The organism is Anaerotignum sp. MSJ-24 (assembly GCF_018918145.1).
Classification (GTDB): Bacteria; Bacillota; Clostridia; order Lachnospirales; family Anaerotignaceae; genus Metalachnospira.
Map to the genome: position 1 here is coordinate 99,475 of NZ_JAHLPX010000001.1, position 14,867 is coordinate 114,341.

Below are 14,867 nucleotides of genomic sequence, written 5' to 3' on the forward strand. Positions count from 1 at the left end.
TTTCAATATAAAAAACATAGATATTACTCCGATATTAAAATTATGTAAAATAAATAATCTAAAATGTAAATTACGGAATAGCGTTATACGTATACTATTGTACCAGGTTTCGAAAATGAGTTTACTCTACGCTTGACAAAGAGTAGTTATTTTTTACGGACGGAACAGAAATTAAGGCTTATGGGAATAATGATTTTCCGAAAAATTATAATGATGTTTTTGCCGAGTTCAATGATTTGATAGAAATTTCTTATACTCCTCAATATATTGAATGAAATATACATGAAATAAATTTATAAAAATTTCATGCTTATGGGTGACATTCATATTATTTTGTGCTAAAATACGAGAAAATTAAATAAAAGGGATGTGAAAGCCATGAGTTATTCAAAGAATTTATCAAACATTATATTTACCGCAGCAGTTATGGCATTTGCCCTTTCCGGCTGCGGAGGACAGCAGAACGCCGAATCCAAAGCCGAAACACAGGAGCGGTCCGAAACAGAGCCGGTTATAAAAGCCGAATGGGAGGATCCTGCTGAGCAGTCGGCGATAGTATTTACTGCCGACGGAGATATAGTGGATTTTAAAACGCTCGAATTGACATTTGATAATGCCGACGACAGCGGAACGATGTTTTTCAAAACAAAAGATGCCGAAAACTACGGCGCACTGAAAGACGGCGAAGCAGTAACAGTCGGAATGGAAATGCTGGGCGATATACCAAACAATGGAATAGCTTATACATACGGCGATAATACAACAAAGTATTATTCGGTTGATATAAGCGGAAATGATGGCTCGGTTGTGCTGGCAGAATTTGCACCGATGGCTGAAAACTAAATAATTGACAGTAACCTCTGTGATAAAATTTGCTTTAATTTGTTGCAGAGGTTTTTAATGTGTTAAGCAAATTTTTGTATAGTTATCATATATTCAGTGATTGAAAAAATATTCGTTTTCGCTTTTTATGACCGCATTGGTCAATGTATATGAAAGTAGGTTGACATGATATATATGTTAGTATATACTAACTCATGTAAGTTAGTTATACCTAATAACGACTTATCTTCCGGATACCGAAGCAACGGTATTCAAAGTTAATAATACATAACAGGAGGAATTTTTAAAATGGACAAAGTAATTGTTGTTTACTGGTCACAGACAGGAAACACAGAAATGATGGCAAACGCTATCGGCGAAGGAGCAAAAGAGGCAGGTAAGGAAGCAGTTGTTGTAACACCTGACAAAGCTTCTCTTGATGATCTTAAAGCTGCTAAGGCTTTCGCACTCGGCTGCCCTGCAATGGGAGCAGAGGTTCTTGAGGAGGCTGAAATGGAGCCCTTCGTATGTGATGTAGAAAAATTCGTAGGCGGCAAAAGCATCGTTCTCTTCGGCTCATATGGCTGGGGCGACGGACAGTGGATGCGTGACTGGGTAGACAGAATGAGTGCAGCCGGTGCAAACATTCTCGGAAACGAAGGAATTATGGCACACGAAACACCCGATGAGGCTGTTCTTGACGAATGCAAAGCAGTTGGAAAACAGCTTGCATCACTCTGATATAGTTAGCAATATTATATGGGCAATATGCCCGATTTTTCCAAACTAAACCTAAAACCTTATAAACCTTATACCTGATGTAAACTCTCTCTAAGTATAAACCTCTCCTTATTAGCCCCCAAGATTTTTTAAGGAGAGGTTTTTCGATTAATATATTTGCTTAAAGACTTGCTCCCAATGCACGTACATCAGCAAGCTTTGCGGCTTTTTCCATATCGCCTTTACCCATCATGCCGCCTATAGTGATAATGCCTTTGTCCTCCCATTTTAAGAAGGCTGTCATTGCCTTGTACTGTGCTATTGCGGCAGTAAACACACCGCCGTCTGCACCTGCGTCAAGAAGGAGTGCTGTTTTGTTGAAGTTGAAGCCGATTTTGCCATGTGCGTAAAGTCGGTCGATAACTGTCTTAAGCTGTGCAGTAATGTCGAACCAGTAGATTGGTGCGGCAAAAACAACCATGTCGGCAGTGTTAAGCTCGTCAAAAACAAGAGCCATATCGTCCTTCTGAACGCATACGCCGTCATGTGCAAAGCAATATTCGCATGCCATGCAGCCTTTGATGTTCATGTGTGCAATGTCGAGAATTTTTACCTCATGGTTTTTGCTTTTTGCGCCTTCGGCAAATGCCTCTGCCATTATTCTTGTGTTTCCATTTTTACGTGGACTTCCGTTTAAAACTACGATTTTCATTTATTGTTCCCCCTAAGCTTTTTATTTTATATTTTAAACTATGGAAATATAATTTTCAATTAATATACTTTATTGCCAGTCGGCAATCTTACAAATTCATTTTGCGGCTTTACAAGTCGCGGGGTTGTTTTGCGAGGGAGGACGCGCTTAGAATTGCGAAGTCCGCCTGTCCTCCCTCGTGCTCCCTCCTTTCCGGACACGCACAAGTTACTGAAAAACCTAAATCTCGCAGGAATACTGCTCGATTTTTAACGGTTTTTATACTTTAGGTGTGTTCAAGTTGGGAGAATTAATTTTAATTTTTCCCCTAACTACATTCGTTAGAATGTAGTTAATCAAAGTTTAGGTCAAGCCTTTTTAAAGGCTTGTGGGTTTAAGGGCAACGCCCTTAGGTCTTATCGTTACAATAAAGTATACTTTTTGGACAAAGCCATAAAACAGTTTATTTTAAAATCATACATATTGATATATAATTTATTACAGTTTGAAATTTTGTAAGGAGTGTAATACCGATGAAAATAGGCGTTGTTGATGTTGGCGGCGGAATGCGCGGAATATACGGAGCCGGAGTGTTTGACCGCTGTATAGATGATAAGGTTACATTTGATTACGGCATAGGCGTATCTGCCGGAAGTGCCAACATTTCTTCCTTTATGGCAGGTCAGCGAGGAAGAAATAAGGTGTTCTTCGGAGATTATTCCTTCCGAAAGGATTATATGAGCTTTCGCAATTTCATTAAAAAAGGCTCATATCTTGATGTTGAATATATATACGGAGCTTTGAGCAATGCAGACGGAGAATATCCTCTGGATTATGAAAAAATAATCGCAAATCCTATGGAATTCGTTATAGTTACCTCTGAGGCTGTCAGCGGAAAAACAAAATATTTCCACAAATCCGATATTCACCAGGACGACTATGGTGTTTTCAAGGCATCTTCATCAATACCGGTTGTTTGTAAACCGTTTTATATAAACGGAACTGCATATTATGACGGTGCTCTCGGCGATCCCGTTCCGGTTCAAAAAGCTTTGGACGATGGCTGTGATAAGCTTGTTGTTGTTCTTACAAAGCCGAGAGATACAGTCCGTCAGCCGGAAAAGGATACGAAGCTTGCAAAGCTGCTCAAAAGAAAATATCCTAAGGCGTCCTATAACATGGCTCATAGAGCGGAACGATATAATAAAGGTGTAGATCTTGCCAAAAAGCTTGAAAAGGAGGGAAATGCGATTATTGTCGCTCCCGACAGCATAGAAGGTATGAAAACGCTTACCACAAGCCATGAGGCATTTGATATGCTTTATAAAAAAGGTTATAATGACGGTGCTGTTATAAAATCCTTTGTCAGTGGAAATTAATTTCTTGAATTGTACAATGCTTACATATATAATATATGGTTGTGGCATAAGCTATTATTAAGGCTTATGCGGAGATGATTATGTGTACAATAAAAAGAATATACGGCTCGGAGTAAGCGTTGTATGTACATTGTGTACGGCACTTATTATCGGCGGAGTTATCCGCTCGGAAAAGGCACAGCAGACAAAACAGGCATTTTTTGAGCCTGAATATATGCAGATGTCCGAAAAAGCGTCGATTATTGCATCTATGCTCGAAAAGAATTATATAGAAAATTTTGACGATACAGAGCTTTCGGAAAAAATGTATGCGGCAATGACAGATGCCATGGACGATCCATATACATGCTATCTCACAAAGGAGCAAATGACGGCATTCACCGATGATTCCTCCGGAAGGATGAGCGGCATTGGTGTTGTTATTGCCGAAGAGGATGGCCATTGCATAATAAAAGAGGTACTCGAAGACTCTCCGGCGGAAAAAGCCGGCATAAAAGCCGGTGATATAATAACGGAAATAGACGGAACCGATGTATCGGGTATGCCTATAACCGAAATATCTGCAATGACAAAGGGCGTTGAAAACACAAATGTAAATATATCCGTTATGCGAGGAACAAAAAGGCTTGATTTTAATGTTGAACGAAAGAGCATTGAGCTTAAATATGTTACCGGAAAATGCGACGGCAATATCGGATATATAAAAATAACGGAATTTTCACAGGTTGCGGCAGAGCAGTTCAAAACAATGCTTGCCGACCTTGAAAAACAGAATATAAAAGGACTTATAATAGATTTGAGAAACAATCCCGGCGGAATAATTGATGTTGTTGCGGAAATTGCGGACACAATTCTTCCCGAAGGGCTTATTACATATACGGTTGATAAATACGGAAACCGAAGGGATATTCTGTCTGCCGAAGGTGAGCTGGATATGCCGGTTGCCGTTCTTGTAAACGGCGGCTCTGCGTCTGCCTCGGAGCTTCTGGCAGGTGCATTGCAGGACAGAAAAAAGGGTATTATAATAGGTACACAGACCTTTGGAAAAGGAATTGTACAGGGACTTTATTCTCTTAGCGACGGTTCAGGCTTAAAGATAACTATACAGAAATATTACACTCCCAACGGAGTCTGCATAAACGGAATAGGAATTACTCCGGATTATGTCATAGAAAATGACGGAAATGAAGATTTGCAGTATAATAAGGCTATGGAGCTTTTGAAAACAAAGGATTAAGGATTGATACTATGGTAGATATAGCATTACTGGGAACGGGTGGAATGATGCCCATGCCGGAAAGATTTCTTTCATCAATGATGATGAGATTAAACGGAAAATTAATATTGACTGACTGCGGCGAAGGCACACAGGTTTCGCTGAAAATGCTCGGCTGGGGCTTTAAGGCGATTGATGTTATCTGCTTTACGCATTACCATGCCGACCATATATCCGGTCTGCCGGGAATGCTCCTTGCCATAGGAAATTCGGGAAGAACCGAGCCTGTCAAGCTTATGGGCCCGACAGGACTAAAGCGTGTTGTTGACGGTTTAAGGCTTATATTTCCGGAGCTTCCTTTTAAGCTTGAGTATATCGAAATAGACGATTGCAGTAAAAAATATGAATTTGATGATATAATAATAAGCACCTGCGAAGGTGACCATAGAATAAAATGTCTCGGCTATCGTTTTGACATTCCGAGAAAGGGAAAGTTTTCGGTTGAGAAGGCACAGGCATTGGGACTTCCCGTTAAGGCATGGTCAATACTCCAAAAAGGCGGAGAATTTGAGATGGACGGAAAAATATATACCGGAGATATGGTGCTCGGTGAGCCGAGAAAAGGCATAAGCATCGCTTTTTCGACTGATACACGTCCTGTAAATGCACTTATTGACCTTGCAAAAAATACGGATCTTTTCATATGTGAAGGTATGTACGGCGATGATGAAAAACGCAGTAAAGCACTTGAATACCATCATATGCTGTTTTCGGAGGCGGCAAAGCTTGCCAGAGCGGCAGGAACAAAGGAGCTCTGGCTTACACATCTCAGTCCGTCCATGTCCGAGCCTGAGCAGTATATAGACAATGCCAGAAAAATATTCGCAAATACGGTTGTCGGTCTGGACAGAATGACAAAGCGTATTGATTTTGAGGAGTAATTACGGAGGAAAGCAGAAATGAATGCAGAAATAAACGAAGGAGAAAAAAAGGATATATATATTCTTGCCATAGAAAGCTCATGCGATGAAACAGCGGCGTCGGTTGTTAAAAACGGCAGATATGTCCTTTCAAATATAATTTCGTCACAGATAGATTTGCATACGCTTTACGGCGGAGTTGTGCCGGAAATAGCGTCAAGAAAGCATATAGAAAATATAGATGCGGTTATAACCGAGGCAATGAAGGAGTCCGGAAAAACTTTTGATGATATAGACGCAATAGCCGTAACATATGGCCCCGGACTTGTCGGAGCACTTCTTGTAGGGCTTGCAGAGGCAAAGGCACTTGCTTACGCACTGGGAAAACCGCTTGTCGGCGTTCATCATATAGAAGGACATATTTCGGCAAACTATATACAGGACGTTAATTTTGAGCCGCCCTATATGGCACTTGTTGTTTCCGGCGGACATACAAACCTTGTATATGTTGAGGACTACGGAAAATACGAAATAATGGGAAAAACAAGGGACGATGCCGCAGGAGAGGCCTTTGACAAAGTAGCCAGAGTTATCGGCATGGGCTATCCCGGTGGTCCTAAGATAGAAAAGGCGGCACGTCTGGGAAACAAGGACGCAATAAAGTTTCCGCATGTGTTCCTTGACGGCGATACTTATGATTTCAGCTTCAGCGGACTTAAGTCGGCGGTGCTTAATTATGTAAACAAAATGAATATGCTCGGTGAAAAGATAGTGCCGGAGGACGTTGCGGCGTCTTTCCAGTATTCGGTAATAGACGTTCTTGTTACAAAAACAATGAAGGCTGCGGCAGAAAAGGGCATAACAAAGATTGCAATGGCAGGCGGTGTTTCGGCAAACTCGGCACTCAGAGAGGCTATGCAGAAGGCCTGTGATGAGCATGGATATTCGCTCAATATTCCTGCACCTATTCTCTGCACAGATAATGCGGCAATGATCGGTGCGGCAGGATATTATGAATATATCGCCGGAAGACGTGACGGATTGGAGCTTAATGCAGTACCGAACCTTAAGCTCGGAGAGCGAATTTAATGAGATATTTAATTGCCGCATTTATCTTTGCGGTTTACTATTTTGATTTAAACCTTAAAACTTCATTTGAAGAATGCAATTTTAAATAATAAAATTTAGGTCAATCCTTTTTAAAGGATTGCAGGGTATGGGACAGAGTCCCATGGCTTTAAGAATTTATATCCCTTGCTCTAATGGGCAAGGGGTTTTATTCGGTCAAAATTAGATATTACAGAGGAAAAACAATGGAAAAAACTAAATCAAACTTAATGACGGAGGGAAACATAGCAAAGCAGATACTTATGTTTTCCATTCCGCTTATATTGGGTAACCTTCTTCAGCAGCTTTACAGCACAGCTGATTCAATAATAGTCGGCAACTATGTCGGCAGTAACGCTCTTGCGGCAGTCGGCTCAAGCACATCGCTTATATATCTGCTTATCGCTTTCAGCCAGGGTGCATCGGTCGGCGCAGGCGTCGTTGTGTCGCAGTATCTCGGCGCAAAGGATAAAAAAGGCGTAAATTCGGCAGTACATACAGCAATAGCAATTTCTATAATTCTCGGAATTGTGCTTACAATCGGTGGTATGCTTTTGAGTATTCCTATATTGCATTGGATGAATACTCCCGATGAGGTTTTTGTCGATTCATCGGTTTATCTCAAAATATACTTTGGCGGTGTTGTATTTAACGTAATATATAACATGGCGTCCGGTATACTTAATGCGGCAGGCAATTCAAAGAAATCTTTATTCTGCCTTGCCTGTGCCTCGGTAACAAATATTGTGCTGGATATTCTGTTTATACGAGTGTTTAATATGGGTGTTGCCGGAGCGGCAATAGCAACTGATATAAGCCAGCTTGTTTCAAGTGTGCTTGCAATAATATATCTTGTCCGTGCAAAGGCAGATTATCGCCTTGAGCTGAAAAAGATACGTCTTGATAAGGATATGGTTAGTCTTATAGTAAAAATAGGTCTGCCGACAGGCATACAGAACATGGTTATTTCGTTCTCAAACGTGCTTGTGCAGTCAGGCGTAAACGGCTACGGTGCGTCTGCAATGGCTGGCTACGGTGCATATCTCAAAATAGATGGCTTTAATATACTTCCGGTTATGAGCTTTAGTATGGCGGCAACAACCTTTGTCGGTCAGAATTACGGTGCCGGAAAAATGGACAGGGTAAAAAAGGGTATGCAGACAACACTTGTAATGGGACTTATATATACTATTATAACAGGTATACTTCTTCTAACCTTCTCGTACAGTATAATGCACCTTTTCACACATGACGAAGAGGTTATAAGACAGGGACAGATTGCTATGAAATATTTCTGCCCGTTCTATTTCATAATCAGTATATTGCAGGGATTAGCCGGAACGGTAAGGGGAACAGGAAAAACAGTGCCGCCTATGGTTGTACTTCTTATATCAATGTGCCTTTTCCGTATATTCTGGATTAAGCTCATATTACCGTACTTTTTCAGCTCAATCGAAGGAATTTATATATTGTATCCGGTTTCGTGGACAGTCGGTGTAATACTTATGTTGCTATACATGAGAAACGGAAAGTGGCTGACACCAAAAACAACAACCGCATAAAAATATAAACAGCCTCATTTCATAATATCGCTATGGAATAGGGCTGTTTAATATATTCTAATAAAATACTTAGTTTTTGAAATTTACATAACTACATTCGTAAGAATGTAGTTAAACAAAGTTTGACTCCGGACTTTTTAAAGTCCGGTGGGTTTAAGGGCAACGCCCTTAGGCCTTATTATTTTACACAATCGCACCGTCTATTGATATAACCTGTCCGCTGATATATCCCGATTCGTTTTCATCGGCGAGAAAAGCCGCAAGCTTTGCAACCTCTGACGGCTTACCGAACCGCATAAGCGAAATCTCATCGCAGAGCATTGCCTTTTCTTCCGGTGAAAAGCAGTCGTTCATCTTTGTGTCTATAACTCCACAGCTTATGGCGTTCACTCTTATTCCGGAAGGGCCCATTTCCTTTGCCATAGCCTTGGTGAAAGCGTTTATTCCGCCTTTTGTTGCCGAATAAACAGCCTCACATGATGCGCCTTTTTCTCCCCACATAGACGATATGTTTATTATTACACCGCTGTGCTGTCTGAGCATATAGGGAAGAACTATATGTGTGCAGTTCATAACCGAATTAAGGTTGATGTCCACAACTCGTTTCCATTCATCGGGCTGCATATCCATAAAAAGCCCGATATGCGAAACTCCGGCATTGTTTACTAATACGTCTGCATTGAAATAGAACAGCTTTTTAGCCGCCTCATAGTCCGAAACATCAGCCAGTACAGCCGCACATGAATAGCCTTTTTCCTTGAATTCCCTGTGTGTTTCGGCAAGCTCTTCCTCGCTTTTTGCCGCATTAAGCACAACAAAATATCCTTTTTTGCATAATTCCTCTGCAATAGCCTTGCCTATACCTCTTGATGAGCCTGTTACAACCGCTGTTTTCATTTTTCTTCTCCTCTTAACATTGCAATTTCCTGTTTGTATAAATTCTCTGTTTTGCTTATCCATGGTGTTTCCAGTATAAACGGACGTCCCTGTGTTTTAGGGTGGTGCACTATGCGGTTTATTGCCTCAAAGCCGATGTTATCCGCACCTTTGGGATTTGTTTCGTCCGCACCGATATTTGCGTGTCTGTCCTTGTGTGCACCACATTTGTTCAATGAGCCGTTTATATGAAATACCTTAAGCCTCTCAAGTCCGATTATCTCATCAAAGCTTTTCAGAACTCCGTCGAAGTCGTTTATAATATCATATCCGCTGTCGTGAGTATGGCAGGTGTCAAAGCATATACCTATATGATTGGCTTTGTCAACTTTTTCTATTATCCGCTGTAATTCCTCAAAGCTTCTGCCGACCTCGGTTCCTTTGCCTGCCATTGTTTCAAGGCAGATATAAATATCGGGAATATCCTTGCTTAATACCTCGTTTAAGCCGTCGGCAATACGGTTTATTCCGTAATCCAAGTCCTTTTCGGTATATGCTCCTGGATGCAGAACGATATATTTTGAACCGAAGGCGGCTGCTCTTATAAGCTCCTTTTCGAGAAACTCCTTTGCAAGAGTATAGGTTTCCTTCTTGAAGGACGCAAGATTGATTATATACGGTGCATGAACGACAATGTCCGATATGCTATGCTCGGACATAAATTTTTTACCTTCTTCTATTTTGAGCTGTTCAAGCGGTTTGCGTACAGTGTTCTGCGGTGCTCCGGTGTATACCATAAATGTATTTGCACCGTAAGAGAAGGCTTCTTCTGCCGCACCTAAAAGACCTTTTGAAATTGATACATGTGAGCCGATTAACATAAAATACCTCTTATTTAAAACCATGGGATTCTGTCCCATACCCTGTAACCCTTTAAAAAGGGTTAATCTAAACTATAATAAAGTGTAATATTATTTTTAATAAATCAGATTAGTTTACATAATATTATTACGGTAAACCGATTATAATTTAACCATTGTTGCTTTCTTATTTCTGAACGATGCCGTATATTTAAAGCCGGCCTCCTTAAGCATGGCATATGCCTCTGCAAAGTATGCACCGACGTCTTCCGGTTTATGTGCGTCAGAGCCGACAGTTACAATTTCTCCTCCAAGCTCCTTAAAGCGTTTTACAATATCAAGCTGAGGATTTGTTCTGCCAAGGCCATAGCGGTAGCCGGATGTATTTATATCCAGTCCTTTTCCTTTGGATACAAGTACCTTAAGTATTTCGTCTATAATATCGCTGTAATCCTTATATTCAAGCGAATTGTCCTCATAATGTGAGTATCGGTTTATATAATCGAGATGTCCATAAACATTGTAGCAGTCATGGAGCTTTGCATTTTCCAGAACATTTTCGAAATACTCCGTATATGCCTCTTTTTTGGTTTTGCCTTCGAAAAATCTGCTGTCACTTACGTCAAGACCGTTTATTACATGAGTTGAGCCGATAACAAAATCGAATGGATTAAATTCCGTAAACATTCGTGCATCTCTTACGATATGCTTCTGAAGTCCCATTTCAACACCTATAAGCACATCAATCCTGTCCTTATAAAGCACCTTGTATAAATTAACCGCATCGGAATAGTCTGAATAGTTCAGAGTAAAAAGCATATCATGGCTCGGAAATCCTATGTCCATATGGTCGGTAATCATTATTTCCTTAAGTCCGAGCTCAATCGCCTTTTCAATCATTTTGGGCATTTCCGCCGTACTGTCGGAAGAAAAAGACGTATGTATATGATAATCTGCGAAAAACATAATAAAAATGCCTCCTGTGTGAATTTTTAAAATATAATCATATTGGATTTAATTATAGCATACGTTGAAAATTATTGCCAACGGTAGTATAATATTAACGGAAAGTTCGGGCATAATAATACGAGCTTAGACAGGCATCATTTAATTAAGACTATCCAACAAAAAACTTATTTCGAATAAGATTAGGAGGAACTGCAGAATGCTTAACAAAAAAACAGTTGATGATTTACAGGTAAAGGGAAAAAGAGTCCTTGTCAGATGCGACTTTAATGTTCCCGTTAAGGACGGTGTCATAACGGATGATAACCGTATTACGGCATCAATACCGACAATCAAAAAGCTCCTTGATGAAGGTGCTAAGGTAATTCTCTGCTCACATATGGGCAAACCCAAGGGAGAGGTTAAGCCGGAGCTTTCGCTTGCTCCCGTTGCAGTAAGACTTTCAGAAAAACTCGGCGTTAATGTTCTTTTTGCAAAGGACGACAACGTAGTCGGCGTAAATGCTAAAAAAGCAGTTGCAGAAATGAAGGACGGAGAGGTTATACTTCTTGAAAACACACGTTTCCGTAAGGAAGAAACAAAGAACGAGGATAATTTCAGCGAAGAGCTTGCTTCTCTTGCCGATGTTTATGTTGATGATGCCTTCGGTTCATCACACAGAGCTCATTGCTCGACAGTAGGTGTTACAAAATTTGTAAAGGAATCGGCAGTCGGATACCTTATGGAAAAGGAAATCGCATATCTCGGAAATGCGGTTAATAATCCCGTAAGACCTTTTGCGGCTGTTCTCGGCGGAGCAAAGGTAAGCGATAAAATCAATGTAATTAACAACCTTCTTGAAAAGGTAGACATACTTGTTATTGGCGGTGGCATGGCTTATACATTCATTAAAGCACTCGGCGGAAATATCGGAAACTCGCTTCTTGAAGCCGACAAAGTTGATTATGCTGCAGATATGATTAAAAAAGCACAGGAAAAAGGCGTTAAGCTTCTTCTTCCCATTGATACGGTTATTGTTAAGGAATTCAAAAACGAGGCAGAAAGCGACATCGTTCCCACAGGACTTATTCCAGACGGCTGGATGGGCGTTGATATAGGACCGGAAACAATAAAGCTTTTCTCTGAAGCTCTTAAAGAAGCTAAAACTGTTGTATGGAACGGACCTATGGGCGTATTTGAATTTTCTAACTTTGCAAAAGGTACAGAGGCAATCGCTCATGTTCTTGCGGACATTGACGGAACAACAATCATCGGTGGTGGTGATTCTGCTGCGGCTGTAAACCAGCTCGGCTACGGTGATAAGATGAGCCATATTTCAACAGGCGGCGGTGCTTCTCTCGAATTCCTTGAAGGCAAGGAGCTTCCCGGTGTAGCCGCAGTTGACGATAAATAATGGAGGGAATGATACCATGCGTAAAAAAATAGTAGCAGGAAACTGGAAAATGAATAAGACACCTTCTGAGGCTGTTGCACTTGCAAAAATGCTTGTTCCTCTTGTTAATACAGATAAAGTAGATGTTGTATTCTGCGTTCCGGCGATAGATATAATTCCCGTTGCAGAGGCAATAAAAGGCACAAAAATCGCTCTCGGTGCAGAAAATATGTATTTTGAGGAAAGCGGAGCATATACAGGTGAAATTTCTCCGGCAATGCTTACAGACGCAGGCGTAAAATACGTTATTCTCGGTCATTCCGAAAGACGTCAGTATTTTGCCGAAACAGACGAAACAGTCAATAAAAAGGTTAAAAAAGCTCTTGAGCATAATCTTATTCCGATTATGTGCTGCGGAGAAACTCTTGAACAGCGTGAAAAGGGCATAACAATAGATTTTATAAGAACACAGATTAAATGCGGTCTTAACGGCATTTCAAAGGACGATATAACAAAGGTTGTTGTTGCCTATGAGCCTATCTGGGCAATCGGAACAGGCAAAACAGCCACAAGTGCTGAAGCAGAAGAGGTCTGTGCCGCAATAAGAGGCGTTCTCGGCGAAATGTACGATAAGGAAACAGCTGAAAAAATCAGAATACAGTACGGCGGCAGTGTAAACGGTAAAAATGCGGCCGAGCTTTTTGCAATGCCTGATATAGACGGCGGTCTTGTCGGCGGAGCATCACTTAAGGAAGAATTTAAGGATATAGTAAATTATTAATTTTTCCGAAATCAACAAAATTTACCGAAGGAGAAACGATATGAGTAAAAAACCTACGGTTTTAATGATACTTGACGGCTACGGTATTAACGACCGTACCGAAGGAAATGCAATAAAAACAGCAAAAACTCCTGTTATGGATATGCTTATGGCCAAATATCCCCACGCAAAGGGCTTTGCCAGCGGTCTTGACGTCGGACTTCCCAAAGGACAAATGGGAAATTCCGAGGTTGGACACCTTAACATAGGTGCAGGCAGAATTGTATATCAGGAGCTTACAAGAATAACAAAGTCCATTGAGGACGGAGATTTCTTTGAAAACGAGGAATTGTTAAAGGCAGTTGATAACTGCAAAAAGAATAATTCGGCACTTCATATAATGGGACTGCTTTCTGACGGCGGTGTACACAGCCATAATTCGCATCTGTATGCACTTCTTAAGCTTGCGGCAGACAATGGACTTGAAAAGGTTTATGTACACGCTTTTATGGACGGACGAGATGTTCCGCCTTCATCGGGCAAAGATTATCTTCTTCAGCTTGAGGAAGAGCTCCGTAAGGTCGGAACAGGCAAAATTGCCACTGTTTCCGGCAGATATTATGCAATGGACAGAGATAAACGCTGGGACAGAGTTGAAAAGGCATATAATGCCATAATGCTCGGCAAAGGCAATAAAGCCGCATCGGCAGAGGAATGTATGGATAATTCCTATGCGGCAGGCGTTGTAGATGAGTTTGTTATACCAACCGTAATCACAGATGAGGACGGTCAGCCGGTGGCTAAGGCAGAAGAAAACGACTCATTTATATTCTTCAATTTCCGTCCTGACAGAGCAAGAGAAATAACAAGAGCGATTGTGGATCCGGATTTTGACGGCTTTGAAAGAGAAAAGGTGCTTAAGAGCTTTGTTTATATATGCTTTACACGCTATGATGATACACTTCCTAACGTGAGCATTGCGTTCAAGCCGCAGAAGCTTGACAATACACTTGGCGAGTATATTTCTTCACTTGGACTTAAACAGCTCAGAACAGCCGAAACGGAAAAATATGCACACGTTACGTTCTTCTTTAACGGCGGCGTTGAAGAGCCAAATCCCGGTGAGGACAGAATACTTATTCCTTCGCCGAAGGTTGCGACATATGACCTTAAGCCGGAAATGAGTGCTTATGAGGTATGCGATGTGCTTGTCGAAAACATTCTTTCCAAAAAATATGACCTTATTATAGTTAACTTTGCAAACTCAGATATGGTTGGACATACAGGCATTATGGAGGCCGCAGTAAAGGCGGTTGAAGCGGTTGACGAATGTGTAGGCCGTGTTTACGATGCACTCAAAGAGGCTGACGGACAGATGATTATTTGTGCAGACCACGGCAACAGCGATCAGATGATAGATTATGAAACAGGTCAGCCAATGACGGCACATACAACAAATCCTGTTCCGCTTGTGCTTGTAAATTATACGGACGGAATAGGCATTAAGGACGGAAGACTCTGCGACATAGCTCCGACGCTTCTTGCCATGATGGACCTTCCCAAACCAAAGGAAATGACAGGCGAAAGCCTGCTGATTAATAATATTTAAAACAAAT

General features: G+C 41.1%; 14 protein-coding genes. 10 read left to right on the forward strand and 4 right to left on the reverse strand.

Annotated features, from left to right (window positions below; all coding sequences use genetic code 11):
* Positions 1-378: 378 nt before the first annotated feature.
* Positions 379-843, forward strand: a complete 465-nt coding sequence (locus tag KQI66_RS00420) for a hypothetical protein (protein ID WP_216426739.1) — start codon at positions 379-381, stop codon at positions 841-843.
* 288 nt (positions 844-1,131) lie between these two features.
* Positions 1,132-1,563 (forward strand): flavodoxin, encoded by a 432-nt coding sequence (locus tag KQI66_RS00425; RefSeq protein ID WP_216426740.1) that lies wholly within the window; start codon positions 1,132-1,134, stop codon positions 1,561-1,563.
* Between the two features lie 160 nt (positions 1,564-1,723).
* Here the strand turns inward: KQI66_RS00425 and KQI66_RS00430 are convergent, their stop codons facing one another.
* Complete coding sequence (locus tag KQI66_RS00430) at positions 1,724-2,254, reverse strand: flavodoxin family protein (RefSeq protein ID WP_216426741.1); 531 nt, start codon at positions 2,252-2,254, stop codon at positions 1,724-1,726.
* A 512-nt stretch (positions 2,255-2,766) separates the two neighbouring features.
* On the opposite strand from KQI66_RS00430, the gene KQI66_RS00435 reads away from it, so the two are divergent.
* The 5 genes from KQI66_RS00435 (at position 2,767) to KQI66_RS00455 (ending at position 8,417) form a co-directional block, all read left to right on the forward strand.
* Complete coding sequence (locus KQI66_RS00435; RefSeq protein ID WP_216426742.1) at positions 2,767-3,612, forward strand: patatin-like phospholipase family protein; 846 nt, start codon at positions 2,767-2,769, stop codon at positions 3,610-3,612.
* An 82-nt stretch (positions 3,613-3,694) separates the two neighbouring features.
* Complete coding sequence (locus KQI66_RS00440) at positions 3,695-4,849, forward strand: S41 family peptidase (protein WP_216426743.1); 1,155 nt, start codon at positions 3,695-3,697, stop codon at positions 4,847-4,849.
* A gap of 11 nt (positions 4,850-4,860) precedes the next feature.
* Positions 4,861-5,769: a ribonuclease Z gene (locus tag KQI66_RS00445; RefSeq protein WP_216426744.1), complete on the forward strand. Its 909-nt coding sequence runs from the start codon at positions 4,861-4,863 to the stop codon at positions 5,767-5,769.
* An 18-nt stretch (positions 5,770-5,787) separates the two neighbouring features.
* Positions 5,788-6,837: a tRNA (adenosine(37)-N6)-threonylcarbamoyltransferase complex transferase subunit TsaD gene (gene tsaD / locus KQI66_RS00450; RefSeq protein ID WP_216426745.1), complete on the forward strand. Its 1,050-nt coding sequence runs from the start codon at positions 5,788-5,790 to the stop codon at positions 6,835-6,837.
* 224 nt (positions 6,838-7,061) lie between these two features.
* On the forward strand, positions 7,062-8,417 hold the full coding sequence (locus KQI66_RS00455; protein ID WP_253287599.1) for an MATE family efflux transporter: 1,356 nt from the start codon (positions 7,062-7,064) through the stop codon (positions 8,415-8,417).
* Positions 8,418-8,600: 183 nt separating this feature from the next.
* Here KQI66_RS00455 and ymfI read toward each other — a convergent pair whose 3' ends face one another.
* The 3 genes from ymfI to KQI66_RS00470 form a co-directional block, all read right to left on the reverse strand.
* Positions 8,601-9,314 (reverse strand): elongation factor P 5-aminopentanone reductase, encoded by a 714-nt coding sequence (gene ymfI / locus KQI66_RS00460; RefSeq protein WP_216426747.1) that lies wholly within the window; start codon positions 9,312-9,314, stop codon positions 8,601-8,603.
* Positions 9,311-10,174 carry a deoxyribonuclease IV gene (locus KQI66_RS00465; protein WP_216426748.1) on the reverse strand — a complete coding sequence of 288 codons (864 nt, stop codon included), beginning with the start codon at positions 10,172-10,174 and terminating at the stop codon, positions 9,311-9,313. Before KQI66_RS00465 ends, ymfI begins: the two co-directional genes overlap by 4 nt.
* Positions 10,175-10,315: 141 nt before the next feature.
* Entirely contained in the window at positions 10,316-11,119 is an 804-nt protein-coding gene (locus KQI66_RS00470; RefSeq protein WP_216426749.1) for a histidinol-phosphatase HisJ family protein, read from the reverse strand.
* Between the two features lie 199 nt (positions 11,120-11,318).
* Here KQI66_RS00470 and KQI66_RS00475 point away from each other — a divergent pair, with 199 nt between their 5' ends.
* From KQI66_RS00475 to gpmI, 3 genes are read left to right on the forward strand one after another with little or no spacing between them, the layout of a single operon-like run.
* Positions 11,319-12,512: a phosphoglycerate kinase gene (locus KQI66_RS00475; RefSeq protein WP_216426750.1), complete on the forward strand. Its 1,194-nt coding sequence runs from the start codon at positions 11,319-11,321 to the stop codon at positions 12,510-12,512.
* A 16-nt stretch (positions 12,513-12,528) separates the two neighbouring features.
* The gene (gene tpiA, locus KQI66_RS00480) at positions 12,529-13,272 is read left to right on the forward strand and encodes a triose-phosphate isomerase (RefSeq protein ID WP_216426751.1); all 744 of its coding nucleotides are present in this window, start codon (positions 12,529-12,531) and stop codon (positions 13,270-13,272) included.
* A 40-nt stretch (positions 13,273-13,312) separates the two neighbouring features.
* Positions 13,313-14,860: a 2,3-bisphosphoglycerate-independent phosphoglycerate mutase gene (gene gpmI, locus KQI66_RS00485; RefSeq protein ID WP_216426752.1), complete on the forward strand. Its 1,548-nt coding sequence runs from the start codon at positions 13,313-13,315 to the stop codon at positions 14,858-14,860.
* Positions 14,861-14,867: the final 7 nt, after the last annotated feature.